This window comes from Actinotalea caeni, from assembly GCF_009733795.1.
Lineage (GTDB): Bacteria > Actinomycetota > Actinomycetes > Actinomycetales > Beutenbergiaceae > Pseudactinotalea > Pseudactinotalea caeni.
In genome coordinates this window covers 99354-119061 of the sequence record NZ_WNXX01000006.1, presented here as the reverse complement: position 1 = coordinate 119061, position 19708 = coordinate 99354, and the positions used below count along the sequence as shown (strand labels likewise).

Genomic DNA, 19708 nt, shown 5'->3' with positions numbered 1-19708 from the left:
TCAGGTACTGTAGGTTCTAGACAGTTTGACGGCGGCCGCGGCCGTCGGCCCAGCCGACCCCGACAGGTGAGGTCCGAATGCCCAAGCCCAGCAAGCCCGCGTCCACCACCCGCCGCGCCGCCGTCGTCGGCGCCAACCGGATCCCGTTCGGCAAGGCCGGCGGCGCCTACGCCGCGGCCTCCAACCTCGACATGCTGACGGCGGCCCTGTCCGGTCTCGTCGCCCGCCACGGGCTGGCCGGCGAGCGCCTGGGCGACGTCATGGCCGGTGCGGTGCTCAAGCACTCGCGCGACTTCAACCTGACCCGCGAGGCCGTGCTCGGTGCCAGCCTCTCGCCCCAGACACCCGCCGCGGACCTGCAGCGAGCGTGCGCCACGAGCCTCGAGGCCACGTGGGACGTCGCGAACAAGATCGCCCTCGGCCAGATCGAGTCCGGCATCGCCGCGGGCGTCGACTCCACCTCCGACGCACCGATCGTCGTCAGCGACCGGCTGCGCCGCACGCTGCTCAAGCTCTCCCGGGCCAAGACCGTCCCGCAGCGGCTGCAGCTGCTCGCCGGGCTGCGCCCGGGTGACCTCGTGCCCGTGGCACCGGACACCGCCGAGCCCCGCACGGGGCTGTCGATGGGCGAGCACCAGGCGCTGACCACGCGCGAGTGGGGCATCACGCGCGAGGCGCAGGACGCGGTGGCGCTCGCGAGCCACCACAACCTCGCAGCAGCCTACGAGCGCGGGTTCTTCGACGACCTCATGACGCCCTACCGCGGCCTCACCCGCGACGAGGCGCTGCGCCCCGACACCTCCGCGGAGAAGCTCGCGAAGCTCAAGCCGGTGTTCGGGCTCAAGGGCGAGTCGCCGAGCATGACCGCCGGCAACTCGACCCCGCTGTCCGACGGCGCCGCCGCGGTCCTGCTCGCCTCCGACGAGTGGGCGGCCGAGCGCGGCCTGCCGGTGCTCGCGCACGTCGTCGACGCCGAAGCGGCCGCGGTCGACTTCGTGCGCGGCGAGGACGGCCTCCTCATGGCCGGCGCCTACGCCGTGCCGCGCCTGCTCGCGCGCACCGGCCTCGGCCTCGACGACTTCGCGTTCGTCGAGATCCACGAGGCGTTCGCCTCGACCGTGCTCACGACCACCGCCGCGTGGGCGGACGACGACTGGTCGCGCCGCAAGGTCGGGCTCCCGGCGATCGGCCAGGTCGACCCTGCCCGTCTCAACGTCGTCGGCTCCTCGCTCGCGGCCGGGCACCCGTTCGCCGCCACCGGCGCCCGGATCGTCGGCACCCTCGCCAAGCTGCTCGCCGAGCGCAAGGCGAGCGCGGCCGACGGCGCGCCCGTGCGCGGCCTCATCTCGGTCTGCGCGGCGGGCGGCCAGGCCGTCGCGATGATCCTCGAGGCCTGAGCACCGACCGTTCCCCCGCACCGTCGACCCCAAGGGCGCCATGAACGACACCTATCTCGAGCTCGTCAACTCCGGGTTCACCAAACAGATCGCGAAGAAGCTGGGGCTGCCACGCCCGGCGCGGCTGCGCCGCACCGACCCCCGCCGCGTCGACGACCCGCTGGTCCCCGGACCCGTCGTCGTCGTCGGCGAGGGGCCGGACGCCGACGCGGTCGCTACCGGGCTGCTCGCCTGGGACCTCGACGTGCGACGCACGGTCGCCGTGGGCACCAGGGTGGGCGCGATCGTGCTCGTGCTCACCGACATCGTCGACCCGACCCAGGCGAGCCAGCGCGTGCTGGCGACCGCCGGGATGCTGCGCGACCTCGCGCCCAGCGGCCGCGTCGTCACGCTGTCGCGCGCGGCGTCCGCCGAGGACGATCCGGCCGTCGCGGCCGCCCGCGCCGGCGTCGAGGGCCTGACCCGCTCGCTCGGCAAGGAGCTCCGCGCGGGCGCCACCGCGAACGGTCTCGTCGTCGCCGACGGCGTCGCGCTCGAGGTGCCCGCCGTGCTCGGTGCGCTGCGGTTCTTCCTCTCCGCGCGCAGCGCGTTCGTGGACGGCCAGCTGCTCCCCGTCGACGGCGCGGGTGCCGCGCCGCAGGACTGGACCCGCCCGCTCGAGGGCCGGGTCGCCGTCGTGACCGGTGCCGCGCGCGGCATCGGGGCGGCGATCGCCCGCGTCCTCACGCGCGACGGGGCGCGCGTGATCGGCGTCGACGTGCCGGCGGCCGGCGACTCGCTGAGCGCCGTCATGAACGAGGTGCGCGGCGTCGCGCTGCAGCTCGACATCACGGCCGACGACGCCGCCGAGCGGGTGATCGAGGTCGCCCGTGCCCGCTTCGGTCGTCTCGACCTCGTCGTGCACAACGCCGGCATCACGCGGGACAAGCTGCTCGCGAACATGACGCCCGAGCGCTGGGACTCGGTGATCGCGGTTAACATCGCGGCGCAGCTGCGGATGAACGAGGCGTTGCTCGCCGCCGAGGACCTGGCGCCCGACGGGCTGCGGATCGTCTCGCTCGCGTCGACGTCGGGCATCGCGGGCAACCGCGGTCAGACCAACTACGGGTACAGCAAGGCCGCCGTCATCGGCGCCACGCAGGCGCTCGCGCCGCGGCTCGCCCGCGCGGGCGGCACCGCGAACGCCGTCGCGCCCGGGTTCATCGAGACCGAGATGACCGCGCGCATCCCCGCCGTCACGCGGCAGGTCGCGCGCCGGCTGAACTCGCTGCAGCAGGGCGGCCAGCCGGTCGACGTCGCGGAGGCGATCTCGTTCCTCGCCTCGCCGCAGGCGGCCGGCGTCAACGGCCAGGTGCTGCGCGTGTGCGGCCAGAACATGGTGGGCCGATGACCGCCGAGATGCGCGAGGTCCGGCTGGCGGAGGTGCCGACGCTCGGCTCGCTCTACGCGCAGGCGCTGGGCCGGATGGCGCAGACCGTGATGACCACCCGGCAGCCGACGACGCTGCCCGCGGTGCGCTACGCCGTCGACGACGTCGCAGCCGACCGCGACCAGCTCGCGGAGTACCAGCACCTGCTGGGCGAGCCCGGCACCGACGTGCTGCCGGCCGGCTACGTGCACGTGCTGGCTTTCCCGGTCGCGGTCGCGGTGATGGCGCGCGCCGACTTCCCGCTGCCGCTGCTCGGCATGGTCCACCTGGCGAACGACGTCGAGCAGCGGGCACCCCTGCGCCTGGGCGACCGCCTGGCCGTGCGGGCCTGGGCCGAGGACCTGAGGCTGCACCGCGCCGGTACCCAGGTCGACCTCGTCACCGAGGTGGACCGCGACGGCGAGACGGTGTGGCGCGGCGTCAGCACCTACCTCGCCAAGGGCAGGACGGTCGCGGGCGCCGCCGCGGCCGAGCCCGGCGAGCGCGACGTGCCGGCGCTGCCGCCCGTGGCCGGCCAGTGGCGGCTGCGCCCCGACGTCGGGCGCCGCTACGCCGCCGTCTCGGGCGACCGCAACCCGATCCACACCAGCGCGCTGGGCGCGAAGCTGTTCGGCTTCCCCCGCGCGATCGCGCACGGCATGTACACGGCCGCGCGGGCGCTCGCGACGGTCGGCGTGGCGCGTGGCGACGCGTTCCGCTGGACCGTGGAGTTCGGCAAGCCGGTGCTGCTGCCGGGGACCGTGACGTTCGGCCTGGGTGCGCGCGCCACGGGCGGGCACGACTACGCCGGCTGGGACGCCCGCAGCGGCAAGCGGTACCTCACCGGGGCCGTCACCCCGCTCTGACCCGTCGCCGGGCGGGCGGCAACCGGCACCACGCGGCGCCCGCCGCGCCATCATGGCCGCATGGCCGCGCGGGGACACCCGAGGGACTGGGTCGCGCAGGCGTGCGCCCGGTACGGCGAGGAGACGGTGCTGGGTCTGTGCGCCGCGCTGCTCGGCGGCCGCGACCCCGACGACGTCGAGATCGACCTCGACCTGCTCGGCGGACCCGGTGGCGCCCGGCTGGTCCGGGAGTCCGACGTCCGCTGGCTGCCGCGCTCGTGGGCGGCGCGCGCGATGCGGTACGTGTGGTGCGAGGGCTGCGAGGCCGGCCTGGCCGCCCAGCGCGCGCTCGTCGCAGGCCTGCACGATGCGCACTGGCGCGTCCGCGAGACGAGCGCGGCGGTCGTGGCCGTGCGCGAGGTCGGCGCCGCCGCGGAGGCGCTGCTCCCGCTGCTCGGCGACGACGTCCCGCGCGTGCGCGCTGCAGCCGCACGCGCCATCGGCGCGGTCGGCGAGCACGAGCACCTGGGGCCGGTGCACGACGCGCTCGACGACCCCGACGCCGCGGTCGCCGAGGCCGCTCGGCGCGCGCTCGCGCGGTTGTCGGAGCGCCTCGACCTCTGATCGCGTCGACGTCGCCGAACGATCTGCAACACAGGGGTTGCGCGAGCGCCCGTGGGGCGTTACCTTGATGCAACATATCAGTTGCAGATCGGAGCCGTCATGACCACCTCGCAGGTCGACCTGGACACCGCCACCGTCAGCCGCACGCTGCGCATCGACGCGCCGCCGTCGCTCGTGTGGGCGGTCCTCACCTCCCCCGACCAGATCGCGCAGTGGTTCGGTCAGAGCGCGACCTTCCCCGACGGCGTCCACGCCGGCGCCACCGGCACGTTCGGCTGGACCGACGCCGGCGACCACCCGGTCCGCGTCGACGTCCACGAGCCCCCGCACCGGTTCGCGTTCACCTGGGGCACGCCCGGCGAGGAGCTCCGCCCGGACAACGCCACCACCGCCACCTTCACGCTGACCCCGGACGGCGACGGCACGCAGCTCACCGTCGTCGAGACCGGGTTCGACACCTTGCGCGGCGACGTCGCCGCCCACCGCGCCGCGATGGCCGACCACGCCGAGGGCTGGGAGCGCGAGCTCGACGAGCTCGTCGCGCACGTGACGACGCTGCGCCGTGGCGGCGGCGCCGTCGCCGACCTCGACGCCGGCACGATCACCCGGACCGTGCTCGTCGGTGCCGACCGCCCGACCGTGTGGCGCGCCCTCACCACCCCGGCCGCGATCGAGGCGTGGTGGGGGCACCCCGCGTCCTTCCCCGACGGCGTCCGCCCGGGCTCGCTCGGCACCTTCGAGCTGGTCGGGCACGGCCTGTTCCCGGTGCTGCTCGAACGCGTCGAGGAGCCCAGCCTGTTCACGTTCACCTGGGGCGACCTCGGCGAGACCGAGCCCGGACCGCGCAGCACGCACGTCCGGTTCGACCTCGTCGAGGCCGGCGAGGCGACGCTGGTGACCGTCGTCGAGAGCGGGTTCGACCGCACGCCCGCGGCCGAGCGTCGCGCCGCGATGGAGCAGAACACCGGCGGCTGGGACGCCGTGCTCGACGCCCTCGTCGCGCACGTCGAGGGGCGGGCGCGATGAGCGCGTCGCCCGCGCCCGGGGTGGTCGAGGTGTGCGGCGCGCTCGCCGACGACACCCGCTGGCAGGTGCTCCAGCTCGTCGGCACCGAGGCGCTCTCGGCCAGCGAGCTCGCCGAGCGGCTGCCCGTCAGCCGGCAGGCGATCGCGCGCCACCTCGGCGTGCTGGCCGCGGCCGGGCTCGTGGAGCCCGAGCGGGCCGGCAAGCAGCTGCGCTACCGCGCGATCGGCGCCCGGCTGAGCCTGCTGGCGCAGCAGCTGGACGCGATCGGGCGCGGCTGGGACGCTCGCCTGGAGCGCCTCAAGGCGATCGCCGAGGCCGAGGCGGGCACCGCGCGCTGAGTCACCGCTGCGCCGACCACACACCGCCGTCCTCGGTGACGACGTGCAGCGCCCCGTGGGCGGCCGCGGCCGCCACCGGCCGGCCCGGCGGACCGGGCAGCGTGCGCCAGCCGTCGTCCTCGGACACCGCGACCAGGCCGTCCTCGCCGTCCGGGAGCACGACGGCGAACGTGCCCTGCCACAGCACCGGCGCCGGCACGTCGTCGGTCGTCCGGCCCGGCGGCACCTCCGGGAGCGTCGTGGGCGAGACCTCGGCGCCCTCGACCCACCAGGCCGCGACCGCGCCGTCGGCACGACCGACCACGAGGCAGCGGCCGGCGTCGCACAGCGCGTCCTGCGCAGACACCACGCGCCCCTCGGCGGGGAGGTCGACGCGCTGCCACGGCCCGGCCGGCCCGGGCGCACGCCACACGGCCGCGGCCACCCGGCCGTCGTCGGACTGCACGAGCCCCGTGATCAGCAGGGCGTCGCCGTCGACGACGACATCGGTCGCGACCGGGCGCACGTCGTCGCTGGCCGCGAGCGCGGTGCCGGCCGAGGGCTGCTCGACCCAGTCGTCGCCGTCCGGCAGCCACAGCCGGATGTCGAGCCCGGGCACCTCGCCGGTGCGGGTGCCGACGATCACCGGGCCGTCGGCCGTGAGCGTGATCCCGGCCAGGCCGCCGGCGCCCCAGCCGCCGAACACCGACAGCGGCTGCTCGGGCTGCTCGACCACGCCCGCCGCGCCGCCCTCCCAGGTCGTCCACCGCGGGTTGCCGTGCGCGCCTCCCGACTGCCGCCCGATCGCGACGACCTCCTCGCCCCGGACCGCGGCGTCGAACCACAGCGCGCGCACCCCGTAGTAGCTGTCCGCGGTCACCGGCACCGGGTCCAGGCCGCCGTCCCCGTCGAGCCGCAGCACGCGCGGGGTCGGCAGGTCCTCGGCCGCCCCGGCGACGAGCAGGTCGTCGGCGACCGCGACCAGGAGCAGCGGCGTCACGCCGTCGGGCACCTCGACGCGCGACCAGGCGAGCTCGGGCTCCGGGCGGCCGCACCCGAGCAGGCCCGCGAGCAGCGCGAGCGCGAGCAGACCCCCTGCACGCGCCCGCCGTCCGGTCATGACCGGACCGACGCCACCCCGAGGTTCGCGAGCTCGTCGGCGCGCTCGTTGCCGGGGTCGCCCGCGTGCCCCTTGACCCATACCCAGGTGATGCTGTGGCGGCTCACCTCGGTGTCGAGCTCGCGCCACAGCTCGGCGTTCTTCACCGGCTTCTTGCCCGCGGTGCGCCAGCCGTTGCGCTTCCAGCCGTGGATCCACGACTGCATGCCGTTCATGACGTAGACCGAGTCCACGTGCAGCCGCACCGCGCACGGGCGCTTGAGGGCGCGCAGGCCCTCGATGACCGCCATCAGCTCCATGCGGTTGTTGGTCGTGCTGGCCTCGCCGCCGTAGAGCTCCTTGACGACACCGTCCCACCGGATCAGCACGCCCCAGCCGCCCGGGCCGGGGTTGCCCTTGCAGGCGCCGTCGGTCCACATCTCGACGTGGTCGACGGCGTCGCCCCCGGCCGCCGGCGCGCCCGGCTGGGTCGTGGTCACGCGGTGGCGAGCGCCGCGGTGATCGCCGAGGTGAAGAACCGCAGCCCGTCGGTGCCGGGACCGAAGCCGGGCTCGGTCGCGTGCTCGGGGTGCGGCATCAGACCGACGACGTTGCCGCGGGCGTTGGTGATGCCGGCGATGTCGCGGCGCGAGCCGTTGGGGTTGACCCCGGTGTAGCGGAAGACCACCCGGCCCTCGCCCTCGAGCTCGTCGAGGGTGCGCTCGTCGGCGATGAACTGGCCGTCCTGGTTCTTCAGCGGGATGACGATCTCCTCGCCCGCCTCGAACGCGTTCGTCCAGGCGGTGCTCGCGTTCTCCACGCGCAGCGTCTGGTCGCGGCACACGAAGTGCAGGTGGTCGTTCTTGACCATCGCGCCAGCGAGCAGGTGCGACTCGCACAGGATCTGGAAGCCGTTGCAGATGCCGAGCACCGGCATGCCGCCGTTCGCGGCGTCGACGACGGCACCCATCACCGGCGCGAAGCGGGAGATCGCGCCGGCGCGCAGGTAGTCGCCGTAGGAGAACCCGCCGGGCAGCACGACCGCGTCGACGCCGGCGAGGTCGTCGTCGGCGTGCCACAACCGCACCGGCTCGGCGCCGGCGAGCCGGACGGCACGGGCGGCGTCGCGGTCGTCGAGCGACCCTGGGAACGTGACGACGCCGATGCGGGCGGTCACGCCTGCTCCCCGAGCACGTGCACGGACACGACGTCCTCGATCACGGGGTTGCTCAGCACCTCCGCCGCGGCGCGCCGGGCCTGCTCGAGCACCTCCTCGGTGACCTCGCCCTCGACCTCGAGCTCGAAGCGCTTGCCCTGCCGCACCGACGCGAACCCGGTGAACCCGAGCCGCGGCAGCGCACCGGCGACCGCCTTGCCCTGGGGGTCCAGGATCTCCGGTTTCGGCATGACCTCGACGATCACTGTGGCCACGGCTGGCAACTCCTGACTGACGGCACCTGGGCAGGGCCCAGCCTATCCGCGCGTGCGACACGCTCCGTGCCGCGCCGGCCGGGCGCCCGCCCCGCGGCCGTGCGCCGGGCGTCAGGACGCGAAGGTGCGCCCGGTCAGCCGCTCGTAGGCCTCGACGTAGCGCGCACGGGTGCGCTCGACGACGTCGTCCGGGAGCGGCGGCGGCGGGACGTCGCCGTGCCGGTCCCACCCCGATGCCGGCGACGTCAGCCAGTCGCGCACGAACTGCTTGTCGAAGCTGGGCTGCGGGCGCCCGGGCTGCCACTGGTCGGCCGGCCAGTAGCGCGAGGAGTCCGGCGTCAGCACCTCGTCGCCCAGCACGATCTCGTCGGTGCCGGGCACGCGCCCGAACTCGAACTTCGTGTCGGCGAGGATGACGCCGCGCTCCAGCGCGATCTCCGCGGCGCGCGTGTAGAGCTCGAGCGTGAGGTCGCGCAGCCGGGTCGCGTCGTCCTCGCCGACGGCGGCCGCCGCCTTCTCGAACGTGATGTTCTCGTCGTGCTCGCCGAGGTCCGCCTTGCGTGCCGGGGTGAAGATCGGCCGCGGCAGCCGGCTGCCGTCCTCCAGCCCGTCGGGGAGCGGGACACCGCACACCTCGCCGCTCTCGCGGTACTCGACCAGCCCGGAGCCGGTGAGGTAGCCGCGCGCGACGCACTCGATCGGGAACATCGCCAGCCGGCGGCAGACCATCGCCCGGCCGGCGACCGCGTCCGGCACGTCGGTCGAGACCACGTGGTGCGGCACGCCCAGCGTCTCGAACCACCACAGGCTCAGTGCCGTGAGCACCGCGCCCTTGTCCGGGATCGGCGTCGGGAGCACGTGGTCGTAGGCGCTGATGCGGTCGCTCGCGACCACCAGCACGACGTCGCCGGGGTGACCGGCCTCCGGCCCCGCGGGTTCGTACAGGTCACGGACCTTGCCCGAGTAGACGTGCGTCCAGCCTGGGATCTCAGCAGCCATGGCTGCATCCTTCCAGGGCCACGGCACCGTTCCGCCCCCGCGGGCACGTCGCCGCCCCTCTGCTCCCCGGCACGGACCCTCACGGACTCGGGAGACGCGCGATGGCGGGCAAGCTCGAGCTGTACAAGGACAGGGCGGGCAAGTGGCGCTTCCGCCTCAAGGCGGGCAACGGCCAGGTCATCGCCACCGGCGAGGCCTACGAGAGCAAGAGCGCGGCACAGAACGGCATCGAGTCGATCAAGAGGAACGCCCCGGACGCGCCGGTCGTCGAGATCGAGGGCTGACGCCGACCTCGCACCGCCCGCCGCCCCGCGGGCCGGGCCGCTGCGGCTAGCCTGAGCCACCATGCAGCAGGCCGCCCCCGCGCCGGACCCCGGCCTGCTGCGCGCGCTGCGCGACGCGCTGGCCGCGCTCGCGGGCGAGCCGCCGGTGCGCGTCGAGGCCGAGTGGTCGCAGACGGGCACGCAGCACAGCGGGCGCGCGTTCCGGTTCGAGCCGGACGGTCCCCGCCGGGTGCTGCTGCCGGACGCCGCGGTGGCGGCGTTCGCCGGGCTGCGCACCCAGATGGCGACCCCGACGACCGGGGCGTGGTTCTCCGCGCGTGCCGTCCTCGACGGTGGCGAGGTCGTGCTGATGCCGAACTACGACCGCCGGCCCGACTGGGACGCGCCGGGGCTGTCGATGCTCGAGACGCCCGCCGCCGGGCCGGACGGGGCACCACCCGCACCGCCGGTCCCGTCGGAGGAGCGCTGGCTCGCCGATCTCCGACGGCACCCCCGCGACCGCGCGCACCTGCCGGACTGGCTCGCGCCGGACGCCGTCGAGGGCGAGGCGGTGGCCGAGCTGCGCGCGGCCCTCGACGGGCTCGGGGTGCCGCGGGCCGCCGTCGTGCTCCCGGGCGAGCCGGCCGGGCCCGCGTTCGAGGGCGCGCTCGAGGTGGTGCGCTACTCCCCCGCCCACCTGGCGCTGCGCATCACCGACTACGGCCAGCACCACCTGCTCGGCGAGTTCCGCAGCGAGCGGGACGCCTGCTTCGCGGTGTGGCAGTACCTGACGGCGCCGCTGCCTGCGCCGGTGCGGCTCACCTCGCACGAGGTCGCCGCCCGCGCCGCGCAGGCGCAGGAGTCCTACCAGCACCTCGCGGACCGGCTGCGCAACGTCGGCCAGGGCGGGCTCATCACCAACCTCGCGACCGGCGTCCCCTACGACCGCCTCGGCGGCCTCGACGGCCTGTACTTCTTCGCCTGGGGCACGCCCTGGGAGATGCGGTCGCTGCCGCCGACGGCGAACGCGCCCGGCGCCCGGGTCGTCACCTTCGTGGCGCTGCGGCCGGTCGAGGTGCAGGCCGAGATCGTCGCGCCGTGGTTCGGGCAGCCCGGCGGCGGCATCCGCTTCCACGTCGAGGGCGGTCACGCGGTGCGCGACCTGGTCCGGGACCAGGTGCTGGCCGTCGTCGACGTCGTCCCTTGACGGCGTGGTGTTGGATCTCACCGTGAGCGCACCCGACGACCTCGGCCGGTTCCTGTCCCAGTTCGGCCGGCTCGCCGAGGCCGCGAGCGGGTACGCGGCCCGCGAGCGGCTGGGCGACCGGCAGCGCCTGGTCGAGCGGCTCGGCGCCCATCTCGGCGAGGACCCCTCCGCGCTGCCGGTACTGACCGACGAGGTCAGCCCGTTCCGGTTCGCCGACGTCGACCTCGCGCTGGAGCTGGTCGCGCGCGAGACCGACGGCGCCGAGCTGATCGGGGTGGGCGGCGGCGAGCAGCGCTGGCACTCGAGCCTGTCGGAGATGCTCAACACCACCTACGTCGAGCTGCCGGTCGGGCCGGTCGACTACGCGAAGGTCGCGACCGGTCCAGACAGCGAGCGCTCCGCCGTCTCCTTCGGCATCTACCTGCTGCGGTGGCGGCACGACGGCGCCGAGCACCCGGTCGCGGTCGCGATCCGCGGTGCGCGGCCGCAGTACGGCGCGACGCCGCGGCTGGAGGTCATCGCGGCCGCCGACGGCGTGGCCGCCGCGCTGCTCGGCCGTGTGCACGAGCTGATGAACGCCCACAGCGTGCTGCGGGGCCAGGTCGTCACGTTCGGCGGCTCGGAGTTCGAGGCGAGCCTGGGGATGCCGAGCCAGGGGCAGGTGACGTTCCAGCCGCGACCGCAGGTCGCCGCCTCCGACATCGTGCTGCCCGCCGGCACGCTCGCCCGGATCGAGCGGCACGTGCTCGGCATCGGCGCGCACCGGGACCGGCTCGCGAGCGCCGGCCAGCACCTCAAGCGCGGCGTGCTGCTGTTCGGCCCGCCCGGCACCGGCAAGACGCTGACGGTCCGGCACCTGCTCGGCATGGCCGAGGACGCGACGGTCATCATGCTCTCCGGGATGGCGCTGCAGCTCGTCTCGCTCGCGACCCAGACCGCACGGGCGCTGCAGCCCGCGATCGTCGTGCTCGAGGACTGCGACCTCGTCGCCGAGCAGCGCGACCACTTCCACTCCTCGCCGCTGCTGTTCGAGGTGCTGGACGCCCTCGACGGCCTCGCCTCCGACTCCGACGTCACGTTCCTGCTCACCACCAACCGCGTCGACGTGCTCGAGCCGGCGCTCGCCCAGCGTCCCGGCCGCGTCGACCTGGCGGTCGAGATCCCGCGGCCCGACCGGGCGGCCCGGCGCGCGCTGCTCGCGCTCTACGGGCGCGGGCTGCCGTTCAGCGCCGACGTGCTCGACGAGGTCGCGCGCGACTCCGACGGCACCACCGCCTCGTTCGCCAAGGAGCTGGTGCGGCGGGCGGTGCTGCTCGCCGCGGTCGCCGAGGAGGAGCTCGGCGACCAGCACCTGCGCGACGCGCTCGCCGAGATGACCGCCGACTCCTCCGCGATCACCCGCGCCCTGCTCGGCGGCGGCGACTGGGCGGAGTCCGGCGGAGGGTACGCCTAGCGCGCGCTCGACCACCGGGCGACCGGGCGCCGTCGGGCACCTCGGGCACCGGCGAGACGCCGTCGAGCACTGCGCCCGGCGAGGTCTCAGTTCGATAACAGCGCCCGGCGGCCCCGGTACTCCCCCACACCGGTAGTTGTCCGGTTGTACCGTGCCGATCGGGGGGTGGCTGTCGGCGACCCCTTTCGCACACACGGACGAGGGAGTCGCGATGCGAGGACTCAGGCGGCGCCTGGTGGCGCTGGCGTGCACCGCCACAGCCGGGGCGATGATCCTGACCGGCTGTCTGAACAACCCGAACCAGGGCGGCGGTGGCGCACCCGGCGGCGGTGGCGAGGGCATCGCCGACAACGCCGAGGCCGACGGCGACGGCGTCGTGACGATCCTGGGCGCGTTCGGAGGCCAGGAGCAGGAAGGCTTCCTCGCGTCGCTGGAGGAGTTCGAGGCCGAGAGCGGCATCACGATCCAGTACACGGCCGACCAGGACTTCACGAACACGATCCGGCTCCGCACCAACTCCGGCCAGGCCCCGGACATCGCGATCTTCCCGCAGCCGGGCGGTCTGCTCGAGCTCGCCGAGGACGGCTACATCCAGCCGATCGACACCTACCTCGACTTCGACGCGCTCGACCGCACGCTGGTGCCGGGCTTCCTGGAGTCGGCCCGCATGAACGGCCGCGTGTACGGCGCGCCGATGCGGATGGCGGTCAAGTCGATCGTCTGGTACCCGGCCGAGGCGTACGAGGCCGGCGGCTACAACACCGAGCCGGCGGACCTCGACGAGCTCGACGCGGTGGCCGAGGAGATCAAGGCCGACGGCATCACACCCTGGTGCATGGGCTGGGGCTCGGACCAGGCGACCGGCTGGGTCGGCACCGACTGGATCGAGGAGTACATGCTCCGGCTCTGGGGGCCGGACGTGTACGACCAGTGGACCTCGCACGAGATCCCGTTCGACGACGAGCGCGTCGTCGCCGCCTTCGACGCCTACGGCGAGCTGCTGCAGACCGAGGGCAACGTGCTCGGCGGCCCGTCCGGGGTGCTCTCGACACCGTTCAGCGACGCGATGCTCCCGGCGTTCGACGACCCGCCGAAGTGCATGCTGGAGCGGCAGGGCAACTTCGTCACGGGCTTCCTGCCCGACGACGTGCAGGCCGACCTCGACAACCAGGTCGGGCTGTTCGTGTTCCCGCGGGCCGCGGACTCCGAGTACGACGGCCAGCCGATCATGGGCGGCGGTGACATCGCGGCACTGATGAACGGCAACGACCCCGACGCGATCGCCGTCATGGAGTTCATCACCTCCGACCAGTTCGGCGGCGAGTGGGCGTCGGCCGGCGGCTGGCTGTCCCCGCACACGACCTTCGACGCCAGCCAGTACGCGGACGAGATCACCCGCCAGACGGCGGAGATCGTCGCCGCGGCGGACGTGTTCCGGTTCGACGGCTCCGACCTCATGCCCAACGCCGTCGGCGGCGGCACCTTCTGGACCGGCATGGTCGAGTGGCTGCGCGGCGACAAGACGGCGGAGGAGGTCACGGCCGAGATCGAGCGGACGTGGCCCACCGACGACGAGGCCGAGGACGAGTCGGAGTCATGACCGCCGTCGCCCAGACACCTCCGACCACCGTCAGGCGAGGTGGTTCACCCGCTCGACCCCTGCGGATGCTCGTGGGGATCCTCGGGGTGTGCGTGGTCGCGTGGCTGACCGCCAACGTGTTCCTGTCGCTGGCGTACTACCCCGGGTGGTACTTCCACAACCGCGTCCTCATGGCGCTGGTCGGCATGGTCGCCGGGCTCGGCGGGGCCGCGCTGCTGTTCTACTTCATCAACGTCACGATCGAGTCGCTGCCGCAGCGGTTGTCGCAGGGGCTGATCCCCTACGCGTTCGTGCTGCCGGCGTTCGGGCTCATCGGGCTGATGCTGCTGTACCCGACGATCCAGACGATCAACTACAGCTTCGCCAACAACGACAGCACCAGATACGTCGGCCTCGACAACTACCGGTCGATCTTCGCCGACTCCGCGTTCTGGCTGGCGCTGACGAACAACGCGCTGTGGCTGATCATCGTGCCGGCGCTGACGGTGGTCATCGGCATCGCGGTGGCGCTGTTCGCCGACCGGCTCTCCGCCAAGGGCGAGAACGTCGCCAAGAGCCTGATCTTCCTGCCGATGGCGGTCTCGTTCGTCGGTGCCTCGACGATCTGGGGCGTGCTGATCTACAGCGCCAACCCCAACATCGGCATCCTCAACGCGATCCTCGGGACCTCGATCGACTGGATCCAGCAGGACACCGCGCGGCTCAACTCGCTGCTGATGATGCTCATCCTCATCTGGATGCAGTCCGGGTTCGCGATGGTGCTGCTCTCCGGCGCGATCAAGGCCGTGCCGGACGAGACCCTGGAGGCCGCCCGGATCGACGGCGCCAACGAGCGTCAGGTCTTCTTCAAGGTGATCATCCCGCAGATCAAGGGCACGATCATCACGGTCTTCATCACGGTCGTGATCCTGGTGCTGAAGGTCTTCGACATCGTCTACGTGCTCACGAACGGCAACTACCGCACCAACGTGATCGCGCTGATGTTCTTCCAGGAGCTGTTCACGCAGGGCCGCGCGGGACGCGCCTCGGCGATCGTCGTGATCCTGCTGATCCTGGTGACGCCGATCCTCATCTACCAGGTGCGCCACTTCCGGAAGGAGCAGGGCCGATGAGCGCCGTCGCCGACGCCCCCCGGGTCGCGAAGAAGTCCAAGCGGCAGCCGTCGTACATGAAGGACGGCCGGCCCCGGAGCTGGACCTCGATCATCGTGATGGTCGTGCTGGCCTTCCTGTGGTCGGTGCCGACCCTGGGCCTGCTGGTCAGCTCGTTCCGCAGCCGCGAGGCGGTCTCCACCTCGGGCTGGTGGACCGCGCTGTTCAACCCGGTCGAGCAGGGCTGGACGCTCGACAACTACGCGGGCGTGCTCGAGGGCTCGAACATGGCGATGGGGTTCCTCAACACCCTCGTGGTGTCGATCCCCGCGACGATCCTGCCGATCATGTTCGCCGCGTTCGCGGCCTACGCCTTCACGTTCATGGAGTTCCCCGGCAAGGAGATCCTGTTCGTGGTGATCGTCGCCGTCATGGTGGTGCCGATCCAGGTCGCCCTGCAGCCGATGCTGTACCTGCTCGGCCCCTACGGGATCGGCATCTCCGGGCAGTTCGTGGCGATCTGGCTGCTGCACACCGGGTTCGGCATGCCGCTGTGCCTCTACACGCTGCGCAACTACATGGCGACGCTGCCGTACTCGGTCGTGGAGTCGGCCAAGATCGACGGCGCCAGCCACTACCAGACGTTCTGGCGACTGGTGGCGCCGATGTCGATCCCGGCGATGGCGGCGTTCGCGACGCTGCAGTTCCTCTGGGTCTGGAACGACCTGCTGATCGCCAAGCTGTTCCTGCTCCCGACCAACGCGACGGTGATCGTGCAGCTGCAGCAGCTGCTCGGCACCCAGGGTCAGGGCGCGGAGCTGCTGACGGCCGGCGCCTTCATCTCGATGGCGCTGCCGATCGTGGTGTTCGTGTTCCTGCAGCGGTTCTTCGTCCGCGGTCTCACGTCGGGGGCCGTCAAGGGCTGAGCCGCCCGACGCGACGGCGGCCGGTCACCCTCGTGGTGACCGGCCGCCGTCGTGCGTGGTGGGCGGGTGTCATGCGCGGCGCTCCCAGGCGTCGCTGAGCACGGCGCTGGGGTAGGCGTCGCGGGCGAGCCGGTCGGCGCCGGCGCGGAGGTCGGCCTGCACGCGCTCGACGTCGCGGTCGACCAGCGTGTAGGGGACCATCAGCACCGTCTCGTCGTCGCGGTGCAGCAGGTAGATCAGGCCGAGGATCACGAGGGCGATCAGCAGGATGTCCATGGCATCCATCCTGCGCTCGCACGGTTTCTGCCACGAGTGGCCGAGATGCCATTGCACGCAGGATTCCTGCCACGTACGGTGGGTGCATGGCACTGCAGCGGGTGGTCGCCCTCCTGACCGAGCCGATGGCGCCCTTCGAGCACGCGGTCGCGTCCGAGGTGTTCGGCATGGACCGCACCGAGGAAGGCGTCCCCGACTTCGAGTTCATCAGCGCCGGCCCCGTCGCGGGGCAGCCGGTGCAGGTGATGACGGGCGGGGGCTTCCTGCCGACGCACGACTGGTCCGAGGCGGCGACGGCCGACCTGGTCGTGCTGCCGGCGTCCGGCATCCGTGAGGACTACCCCGACGAGCTGCTCGACGTCGTCCGCGAGGCGCACGCACGCGGCGCGACGGTCCTGTCGATCTGCAGCGGCTCGTTCGTGCTCGCCGCGACCGGCCTGCTCGACGGCAAGCGCGCGACGACGCACTGGCGCTACCTGCAGCAGTTCAAGGAGCGGTTCCCGCAGGTCGACGTCACGATGGACGTGCTGTTCGTCGACAACGGCAGCCTCATCACCAGCGCGGGCACGAGCGCCGGGATCGACGCCTGCCTGCACCTGGTGCGCCGGGAGCACGGCGCCTCGGTGGCGACGACGATCGCGCGCCGCATGGTGGTGCCGCCGCAGCGCGACGGCGGCCAGCGCCAGTACGTCGCGACCCCGGTGCCGGAGTGCCAGGCCGAGAGCCTGCAGCCGCTGCTGGACGAGGTGCTCGCGACTCTCCACGAGCCCCACACGGTCCCCACGCTCGCCAAGCGGGCGCTGATGTCCGAGCGCACCTTCGCGCGCCGCTTCGTCGCCGAGACCGGCACGACGCCCCACAAGTGGCTGCTGCAGCAGCGCGTGCTCCGCGCCCGCGAGCTGCTGGAGGCCACCGACTCCTCGGTCGAGACGATCGCCCGCGAGGTCGGCTTCGGCTCCGCCGCCGTCCTCCGCGCCCACTTCCAGACCGTCCTCGGCACCTCACCCCAGCGCTACCGCCGCGCCTTCTCCCCCACCCAGGCCCCGATCCCCACCCCCACCCCCACCCCCACCCCCACCACAACCACAGCGCCCGCCTGACCCACTTTCACCGCACTGTGCAACACCCTGCGGTTTCACCGCACTTTGCAACAGGCTCCGCTTACACCGCACTTTCTGCCGCCCCTTGGCTTCACCGCACTTCTGCCGATGGCACCGTCCGGCTCGGGTGCGACAGCGGCGCCGTCTCACCTCGCCGTCGTGCTGCGACGACCGCGTCCAGGCTCCTGTCGGCGGCCGCCAGGGGCAGACCCGCCTGACCACCATCCGGCAGAGGCAGCAGGAAGTGCGGTGAAACCGGGCCGCGGCAGGAAGTGCGGTGAAGTAGGACTGCTCCAAAGTGCGGTGAAAGTGGGGGCTGTTGCAAAGTGCGGTGAAAGTGGGGGTGGGGTGCGGGGTATTGCGGTGGCGGGGAGCGGGCGGGGCGGGGAGGATGGCGCGGTGCTGACCTGGACCGCGCTCACCGCCGAGACGACGCCGCAGTGGGCCGACCTCACCAACCTGCTCGCGAAGGTCGACGACACCGACGAGTACTACGACGCCGAGGACCTCGCCGAGGAGCTCGAGGAGCACGGGTTCGACGCCGCGCAGGACTCCTGGGCGGTGTGGGACGGCGAGGTGATGGTCGCCTTCGGCCAGCTGCGCGTCAGCCTGCAGCTCACCGCCGACGGCGAGGCGCGCGCCGACCTCACCGGCGGCGTCCACCCGGACTGGCGCGGGCGCGGCATCGGCACCGCGCTGCTGGCCCGCATGGAGCCGCGCGCGCTCGCGGTCGCCCGCGAGCGCCACCCGGGTGCGCCGCTGCTGATGCGCGCCTCCGGCGGCAAGGAGGGCAGCGACGCGCGCCCGCTCCTCACCGACGCCGGCTACGCACCCGCCCGCTGGTTCACCGACATGGCGCGTCCGCTGCCCGGACCCGCCGTCGCCGCCGTCCCCGACCCCCGCATCCGGCCGTTCGGCGACGACGTGTCCGAGGCGACCCGGCTCGCGCACAACGAGGCGTTCGCGGGGCACTGGGGCTCGACGGCCCGCACCCGCGAGGCGTGGGACGAGATGGTCTCGGCACGCTCGTTCCGCGCCGCCGACTCGCGCGTGCTCGTCGACGACGGCGTCGTGCTCGCGTACGTGCTGTGCGGCCAGTGGGTCGAGCGGGAGCTCTACATCAGCCTCGTCGGCACGCGGCCCGAGGCGCGCGGCCAGGGGCTGGGGCGCGCCGCTCTCGTGACCACGGTCGCGGACGCCGCGGCGTCCGGCCGCTACGACGTCGTCGACCTCTCGGTCGACTCCGACAACCCGACCGGCGCGGGCGGTCTCTACGCCTCGGCCGGGTTCCGCCCGGTCCGCACGGTGGCGACGTTCACCAAGCGCGTCGCGACCACCTGACCACCTGACGACCGCCGCGGCGGGGGCGCCGTCAGCGGCCGGCGGCGATGTCCGTGCGGTGGTGCGCGCCGTCGATCGCGATCTCGGCGACGCCCGCGTAGGCGGCGGCCCGCGCGGCGGCGACGTCGGCACCGGTCCCGACGACCGAGAGCACGCGGCCGCCCGCGGTCACCAGCCGGCCAGCGTCGTCGGCCGCGGTGCCCGCGTGCAGCACGTGCACGCCGTCGAGCGCCTCGGCTGCCTCGACGCCGGTGATCGGGTCGCCCTTGCGCGGCGCCTCGGGGTAGCCGTGCGCGGAGACGACGACGGTGACGGCGGCCTCGTCGGACCAGCGCAGCGGCGGCAGGCTCGCGAGCGCACCGGTCGCCGCCGCGTGCAGCGCGGTCGCGAGCGAGGACCGCAACCGGGCCAGGACCACCTGCGTCTCGGGGTCGCCGAAGCGTGCGTTGAACTCGACGACGCGCAGCCCCCGCGAGGTGAGCGCCAGCCCGCAGTAGAGCAGCCCGACGAACGGGGTGCCGCGGCGGGCGAGCTCCCGCACCGCGGGCAGCGCGACCCGCTCGACGACCTCGTCCGTGAGCCCGGCCGGCGCCCAGGTCAGCGGCGAGTAGGCGCCCATGCCGCCGGTGTTGGGACCGGCGTCGTCGTCGAGCAGCCGCTTGTAGTCCTGCGCGGGCGCGAGCGGGACGACCGTCTCGCCGTCGGACAGGCAGAACAGCGAGACCTCGGGGCCGTCGAGGTACTCCTCGACGACGACCTGGGCGTGCTCCAGGCAGCTCGCCGCGTGCGCGAGCGCGGCGGCGCGGTCGTCGGTCACGACGACGCCCTTGCCGGCGGCGAGCCCGTCGTCCTTGACGACGTAGGGCGCCCCGAACGCGTCGAGCGCGGCCTCGACCTCGGCGAGCGAGGAGCACACGTGCGCCATCGCGGTCGGCACCGCGGCGGCGGCCATGACGTCCTTGGCGAACGCCTTCGACCCCTCGAGCCGCGCCGCGGCGGCGTCCGGGCCGAACACCGGGATGCCAGCCGCGCGCACGGCGTCGGCCACCCCCGCGACCAGCGGCGCCTCCGGCCCGACGACGACGAGGTCGGCCTCGAGCCGCTGCGCCAGCGCGGTCACCGCCGCCGGGTCGAGCGGGTCGACGGCGGCGTTCTCCGCGCCCGGCAGCGTCGCGGTGCCGGGGTTGCCGGGGGCGACGACGACCGCGGAGGTCGCCGGGTCGAGGGCCAGAGCCCGGGCGATGGCGTGCTCGCGCGCGCCGGAACCGATGACGAGGATCCTCACGGACCCCGACCCTATCGAGC

Annotated in this window: 21 protein-coding genes; 14 read left to right on the top strand and 7 right to left on the bottom strand. The window is 73.8% G+C overall.

What is annotated here, in order from left to right:
• Positions 1 to 77: 77 nt before the first annotated feature.
• The 6 genes from GPA02_RS07435 to GPA02_RS07410 all read left to right on the top strand — a co-directional run bounded on the left by GPA02_RS07435 (position 78) and on the right by GPA02_RS07410 (position 5638).
• Positions 78 to 1397: an acetyl-CoA C-acetyltransferase gene (locus GPA02_RS07435; RefSeq protein ID WP_156199284.1), complete on the top strand. Its 1320-nt coding sequence runs from the start codon at positions 78 to 80 to the stop codon at positions 1395 to 1397.
• A gap of 40 nt (positions 1398 to 1437) precedes the next feature.
• Complete coding sequence (locus GPA02_RS07430) at positions 1438 to 2787, top strand: 3-oxoacyl-ACP reductase (RefSeq protein ID WP_156199283.1); 1350 nt, start codon at positions 1438 to 1440, stop codon at positions 2785 to 2787.
• A complete protein-coding gene (locus GPA02_RS07425; RefSeq protein WP_156199282.1) occupies positions 2784 to 3671 on the top strand; it encodes a MaoC/PaaZ C-terminal domain-containing protein in 888 nt (295 codons plus the stop codon). The genes GPA02_RS07430 and GPA02_RS07425 overlap by 4 nt, the downstream gene beginning before the upstream one ends.
• A gap of 60 nt (positions 3672 to 3731) precedes the next feature.
• Positions 3732 to 4274 carry a HEAT repeat domain-containing protein gene (locus tag GPA02_RS07420; RefSeq protein ID WP_156199281.1) on the top strand — a complete coding sequence of 181 codons (543 nt, stop codon included), beginning with the start codon at positions 3732 to 3734 and terminating at the stop codon, positions 4272 to 4274.
• Between the two features lie 99 nt (positions 4275 to 4373).
• Positions 4374 to 5300, top strand: a complete 927-nt coding sequence (locus tag GPA02_RS07415) for an SRPBCC domain-containing protein (RefSeq protein WP_156199280.1) — start codon at positions 4374 to 4376, stop codon at positions 5298 to 5300.
• Positions 5297 to 5638, top strand: coding sequence for an ArsR/SmtB family transcription factor (locus GPA02_RS07410; protein ID WP_156199279.1), 342 nt, complete (start codon positions 5297 to 5299; stop codon positions 5636 to 5638). Before GPA02_RS07415 ends, GPA02_RS07410 begins: the two co-directional genes overlap by 4 nt.
• 1 nt (position 5639) lies before the next feature.
• Here the strand turns inward: GPA02_RS07410 and GPA02_RS07405 are convergent, their stop codons facing one another.
• The 5 genes from GPA02_RS07405 to GPA02_RS07385 form a co-directional block, all read right to left on the bottom strand.
• Positions 5640 to 6737, bottom strand: a complete 1098-nt coding sequence (locus GPA02_RS07405; protein WP_156199278.1) for a hypothetical protein — start codon at positions 6735 to 6737, stop codon at positions 5640 to 5642.
• Positions 6734 to 7156: a ribonuclease HI gene (rnhA, locus tag GPA02_RS07400; protein ID WP_156199366.1), complete on the bottom strand. Its 423-nt coding sequence runs from the start codon at positions 7154 to 7156 to the stop codon at positions 6734 to 6736. Before rnhA ends, GPA02_RS07405 begins: the two co-directional genes overlap by 4 nt.
• Positions 7157 to 7212: 56 nt before the next feature.
• Positions 7213 to 7893, bottom strand: a complete 681-nt coding sequence (gene purQ, locus GPA02_RS07395; RefSeq protein ID WP_156199277.1) for a phosphoribosylformylglycinamidine synthase subunit PurQ — start codon at positions 7891 to 7893, stop codon at positions 7213 to 7215.
• Positions 7890 to 8147 (bottom strand): phosphoribosylformylglycinamidine synthase subunit PurS, encoded by a 258-nt coding sequence (gene purS, locus GPA02_RS07390; RefSeq protein ID WP_156199276.1) that lies wholly within the window; start codon positions 8145 to 8147, stop codon positions 7890 to 7892. The genes purQ and purS overlap by 4 nt, the downstream gene beginning before the upstream one ends.
• A gap of 111 nt (positions 8148 to 8258) precedes the next feature.
• Positions 8259 to 9146 carry a phosphoribosylaminoimidazolesuccinocarboxamide synthase gene (locus tag GPA02_RS07385; protein WP_156199275.1) on the bottom strand — a complete coding sequence of 296 codons (888 nt, stop codon included), beginning with the start codon at positions 9144 to 9146 and terminating at the stop codon, positions 8259 to 8261.
• A gap of 101 nt (positions 9147 to 9247) precedes the next feature.
• On the opposite strand from GPA02_RS07385, the gene GPA02_RS07380 reads away from it, so the two are divergent.
• From GPA02_RS07380 to GPA02_RS07355, 6 genes are all read left to right on the top strand, one after another.
• The gene (locus tag GPA02_RS07380; protein WP_156199274.1) at positions 9248 to 9430 is read left to right on the top strand and encodes a YegP family protein; all 183 of its coding nucleotides are present in this window, start codon (positions 9248 to 9250) and stop codon (positions 9428 to 9430) included.
• A 61-nt stretch (positions 9431 to 9491) separates the two neighbouring features.
• A complete protein-coding gene (locus GPA02_RS07375) occupies positions 9492 to 10616 on the top strand; it encodes a TNT domain-containing protein (RefSeq protein WP_156199273.1) in 1125 nt (374 codons plus the stop codon).
• Positions 10617 to 10638: 22 nt separating this feature from the next.
• Positions 10639 to 12069: an AAA family ATPase gene (locus GPA02_RS07370; protein WP_156199272.1), complete on the top strand. Its 1431-nt coding sequence runs from the start codon at positions 10639 to 10641 to the stop codon at positions 12067 to 12069.
• 211 nt (positions 12070 to 12280) lie between these two features.
• Complete coding sequence (locus tag GPA02_RS07365) at positions 12281 to 13669, top strand: ABC transporter substrate-binding protein (protein ID WP_156199271.1); 1389 nt, start codon at positions 12281 to 12283, stop codon at positions 13667 to 13669.
• 65 nt (positions 13670 to 13734) lie between these two features.
• On the top strand, positions 13735 to 14781 hold the full coding sequence (locus GPA02_RS07360) for a carbohydrate ABC transporter permease (RefSeq protein ID WP_240133937.1): 1047 nt from the start codon (positions 13735 to 13737) through the stop codon (positions 14779 to 14781).
• Positions 14778 to 15686: a carbohydrate ABC transporter permease gene (locus GPA02_RS07355; protein ID WP_240133936.1), complete on the top strand. Its 909-nt coding sequence runs from the start codon at positions 14778 to 14780 to the stop codon at positions 15684 to 15686. The genes GPA02_RS07360 and GPA02_RS07355 overlap by 4 nt, the downstream gene beginning before the upstream one ends.
• Before the next feature lie 69 nt (positions 15687 to 15755).
• Here the strand turns inward: GPA02_RS07355 and GPA02_RS07350 are convergent, their stop codons facing one another.
• Positions 15756 to 15962, bottom strand: coding sequence for a hypothetical protein (locus GPA02_RS07350; RefSeq protein ID WP_156199269.1), 207 nt, complete (start codon positions 15960 to 15962; stop codon positions 15756 to 15758).
• An 86-nt stretch (positions 15963 to 16048) separates the two neighbouring features.
• Between GPA02_RS07350 and GPA02_RS07345 the strand changes: the two genes are divergently transcribed.
• Both GPA02_RS07345 and GPA02_RS07340 read left to right on the top strand, forming a co-directional pair.
• On the top strand, positions 16049 to 17062 hold the full coding sequence (locus GPA02_RS07345) for a helix-turn-helix domain-containing protein (RefSeq protein WP_156199268.1): 1014 nt from the start codon (positions 16049 to 16051) through the stop codon (positions 17060 to 17062).
• A 399-nt stretch (positions 17063 to 17461) separates the two neighbouring features.
• Positions 17462 to 18403: a GNAT family N-acetyltransferase gene (locus GPA02_RS07340; protein WP_156199267.1), complete on the top strand. Its 942-nt coding sequence runs from the start codon at positions 17462 to 17464 to the stop codon at positions 18401 to 18403.
• 31 nt (positions 18404 to 18434) lie between these two features.
• On the opposite strand, the gene purD is transcribed toward GPA02_RS07340, so the two are convergent.
• Complete coding sequence (gene purD / locus GPA02_RS07335) at positions 18435 to 19688, bottom strand: phosphoribosylamine--glycine ligase (RefSeq protein ID WP_156199266.1); 1254 nt, start codon at positions 19686 to 19688, stop codon at positions 18435 to 18437.
• Positions 19689 to 19708: the final 20 nt, after the last annotated feature.

Coding starts and splice junctions, on each gene's coding strand:
- GPA02_RS07435 (WP_156199284.1), top strand. CDS start 78: ATGCCCAAGCCCAGCAAGCCCGCGTCCACCACCCGCCGCGCCGCCGTC.
- GPA02_RS07430 (WP_156199283.1), top strand. CDS start 1,438: ATGAACGACACCTATCTCGAGCTCGTCAACTCCGGGTTCACCAAACAG.
- GPA02_RS07425 (WP_156199282.1), top strand. CDS start 2,784: ATGACCGCCGAGATGCGCGAGGTCCGGCTGGCGGAGGTGCCGACGCTC.
- GPA02_RS07420 (WP_156199281.1), top strand. CDS start 3,732: ATGGCCGCGCGGGGACACCCGAGGGACTGGGTCGCGCAGGCGTGCGCC.
- GPA02_RS07415 (WP_156199280.1), top strand. CDS start 4,374: ATGACCACCTCGCAGGTCGACCTGGACACCGCCACCGTCAGCCGCACG.
- GPA02_RS07410 (WP_156199279.1), top strand. CDS start 5,297: ATGAGCGCGTCGCCCGCGCCCGGGGTGGTCGAGGTGTGCGGCGCGCTC.
- GPA02_RS07405 (WP_156199278.1), bottom strand. CDS start 6,737: ATGACCGGACGGCGGGCGCGTGCAGGGGGTCTGCTCGCGCTCGCGCTG.
- rnhA (WP_156199366.1), bottom strand. CDS start 7,156: ATGTGGACCGACGGCGCCTGCAAGGGCAACCCCGGCCCGGGCGGCTGG.
- GPA02_RS07385 (WP_156199275.1), bottom strand. CDS start 9,146: ATGGCTGCTGAGATCCCAGGCTGGACGCACGTCTACTCGGGCAAGGTC.
- GPA02_RS07380 (WP_156199274.1), top strand. CDS start 9,248: ATGGCGGGCAAGCTCGAGCTGTACAAGGACAGGGCGGGCAAGTGGCGC.
- GPA02_RS07375 (WP_156199273.1), top strand. CDS start 9,492: ATGCAGCAGGCCGCCCCCGCGCCGGACCCCGGCCTGCTGCGCGCGCTG.
- GPA02_RS07365 (WP_156199271.1), top strand. CDS start 12,281: ATGCGAGGACTCAGGCGGCGCCTGGTGGCGCTGGCGTGCACCGCCACA.
- GPA02_RS07360 (WP_240133937.1), top strand. CDS start 13,735: ATGCTCGTGGGGATCCTCGGGGTGTGCGTGGTCGCGTGGCTGACCGCC.
- GPA02_RS07355 (WP_240133936.1), top strand. CDS start 14,778: ATGAGCGCCGTCGCCGACGCCCCCCGGGTCGCGAAGAAGTCCAAGCGG.
- GPA02_RS07350 (WP_156199269.1), bottom strand. CDS start 15,962: ATGGACATCCTGCTGATCGCCCTCGTGATCCTCGGCCTGATCTACCTG.
- GPA02_RS07345 (WP_156199268.1), top strand. CDS start 16,049: ATGGCACTGCAGCGGGTGGTCGCCCTCCTGACCGAGCCGATGGCGCCC.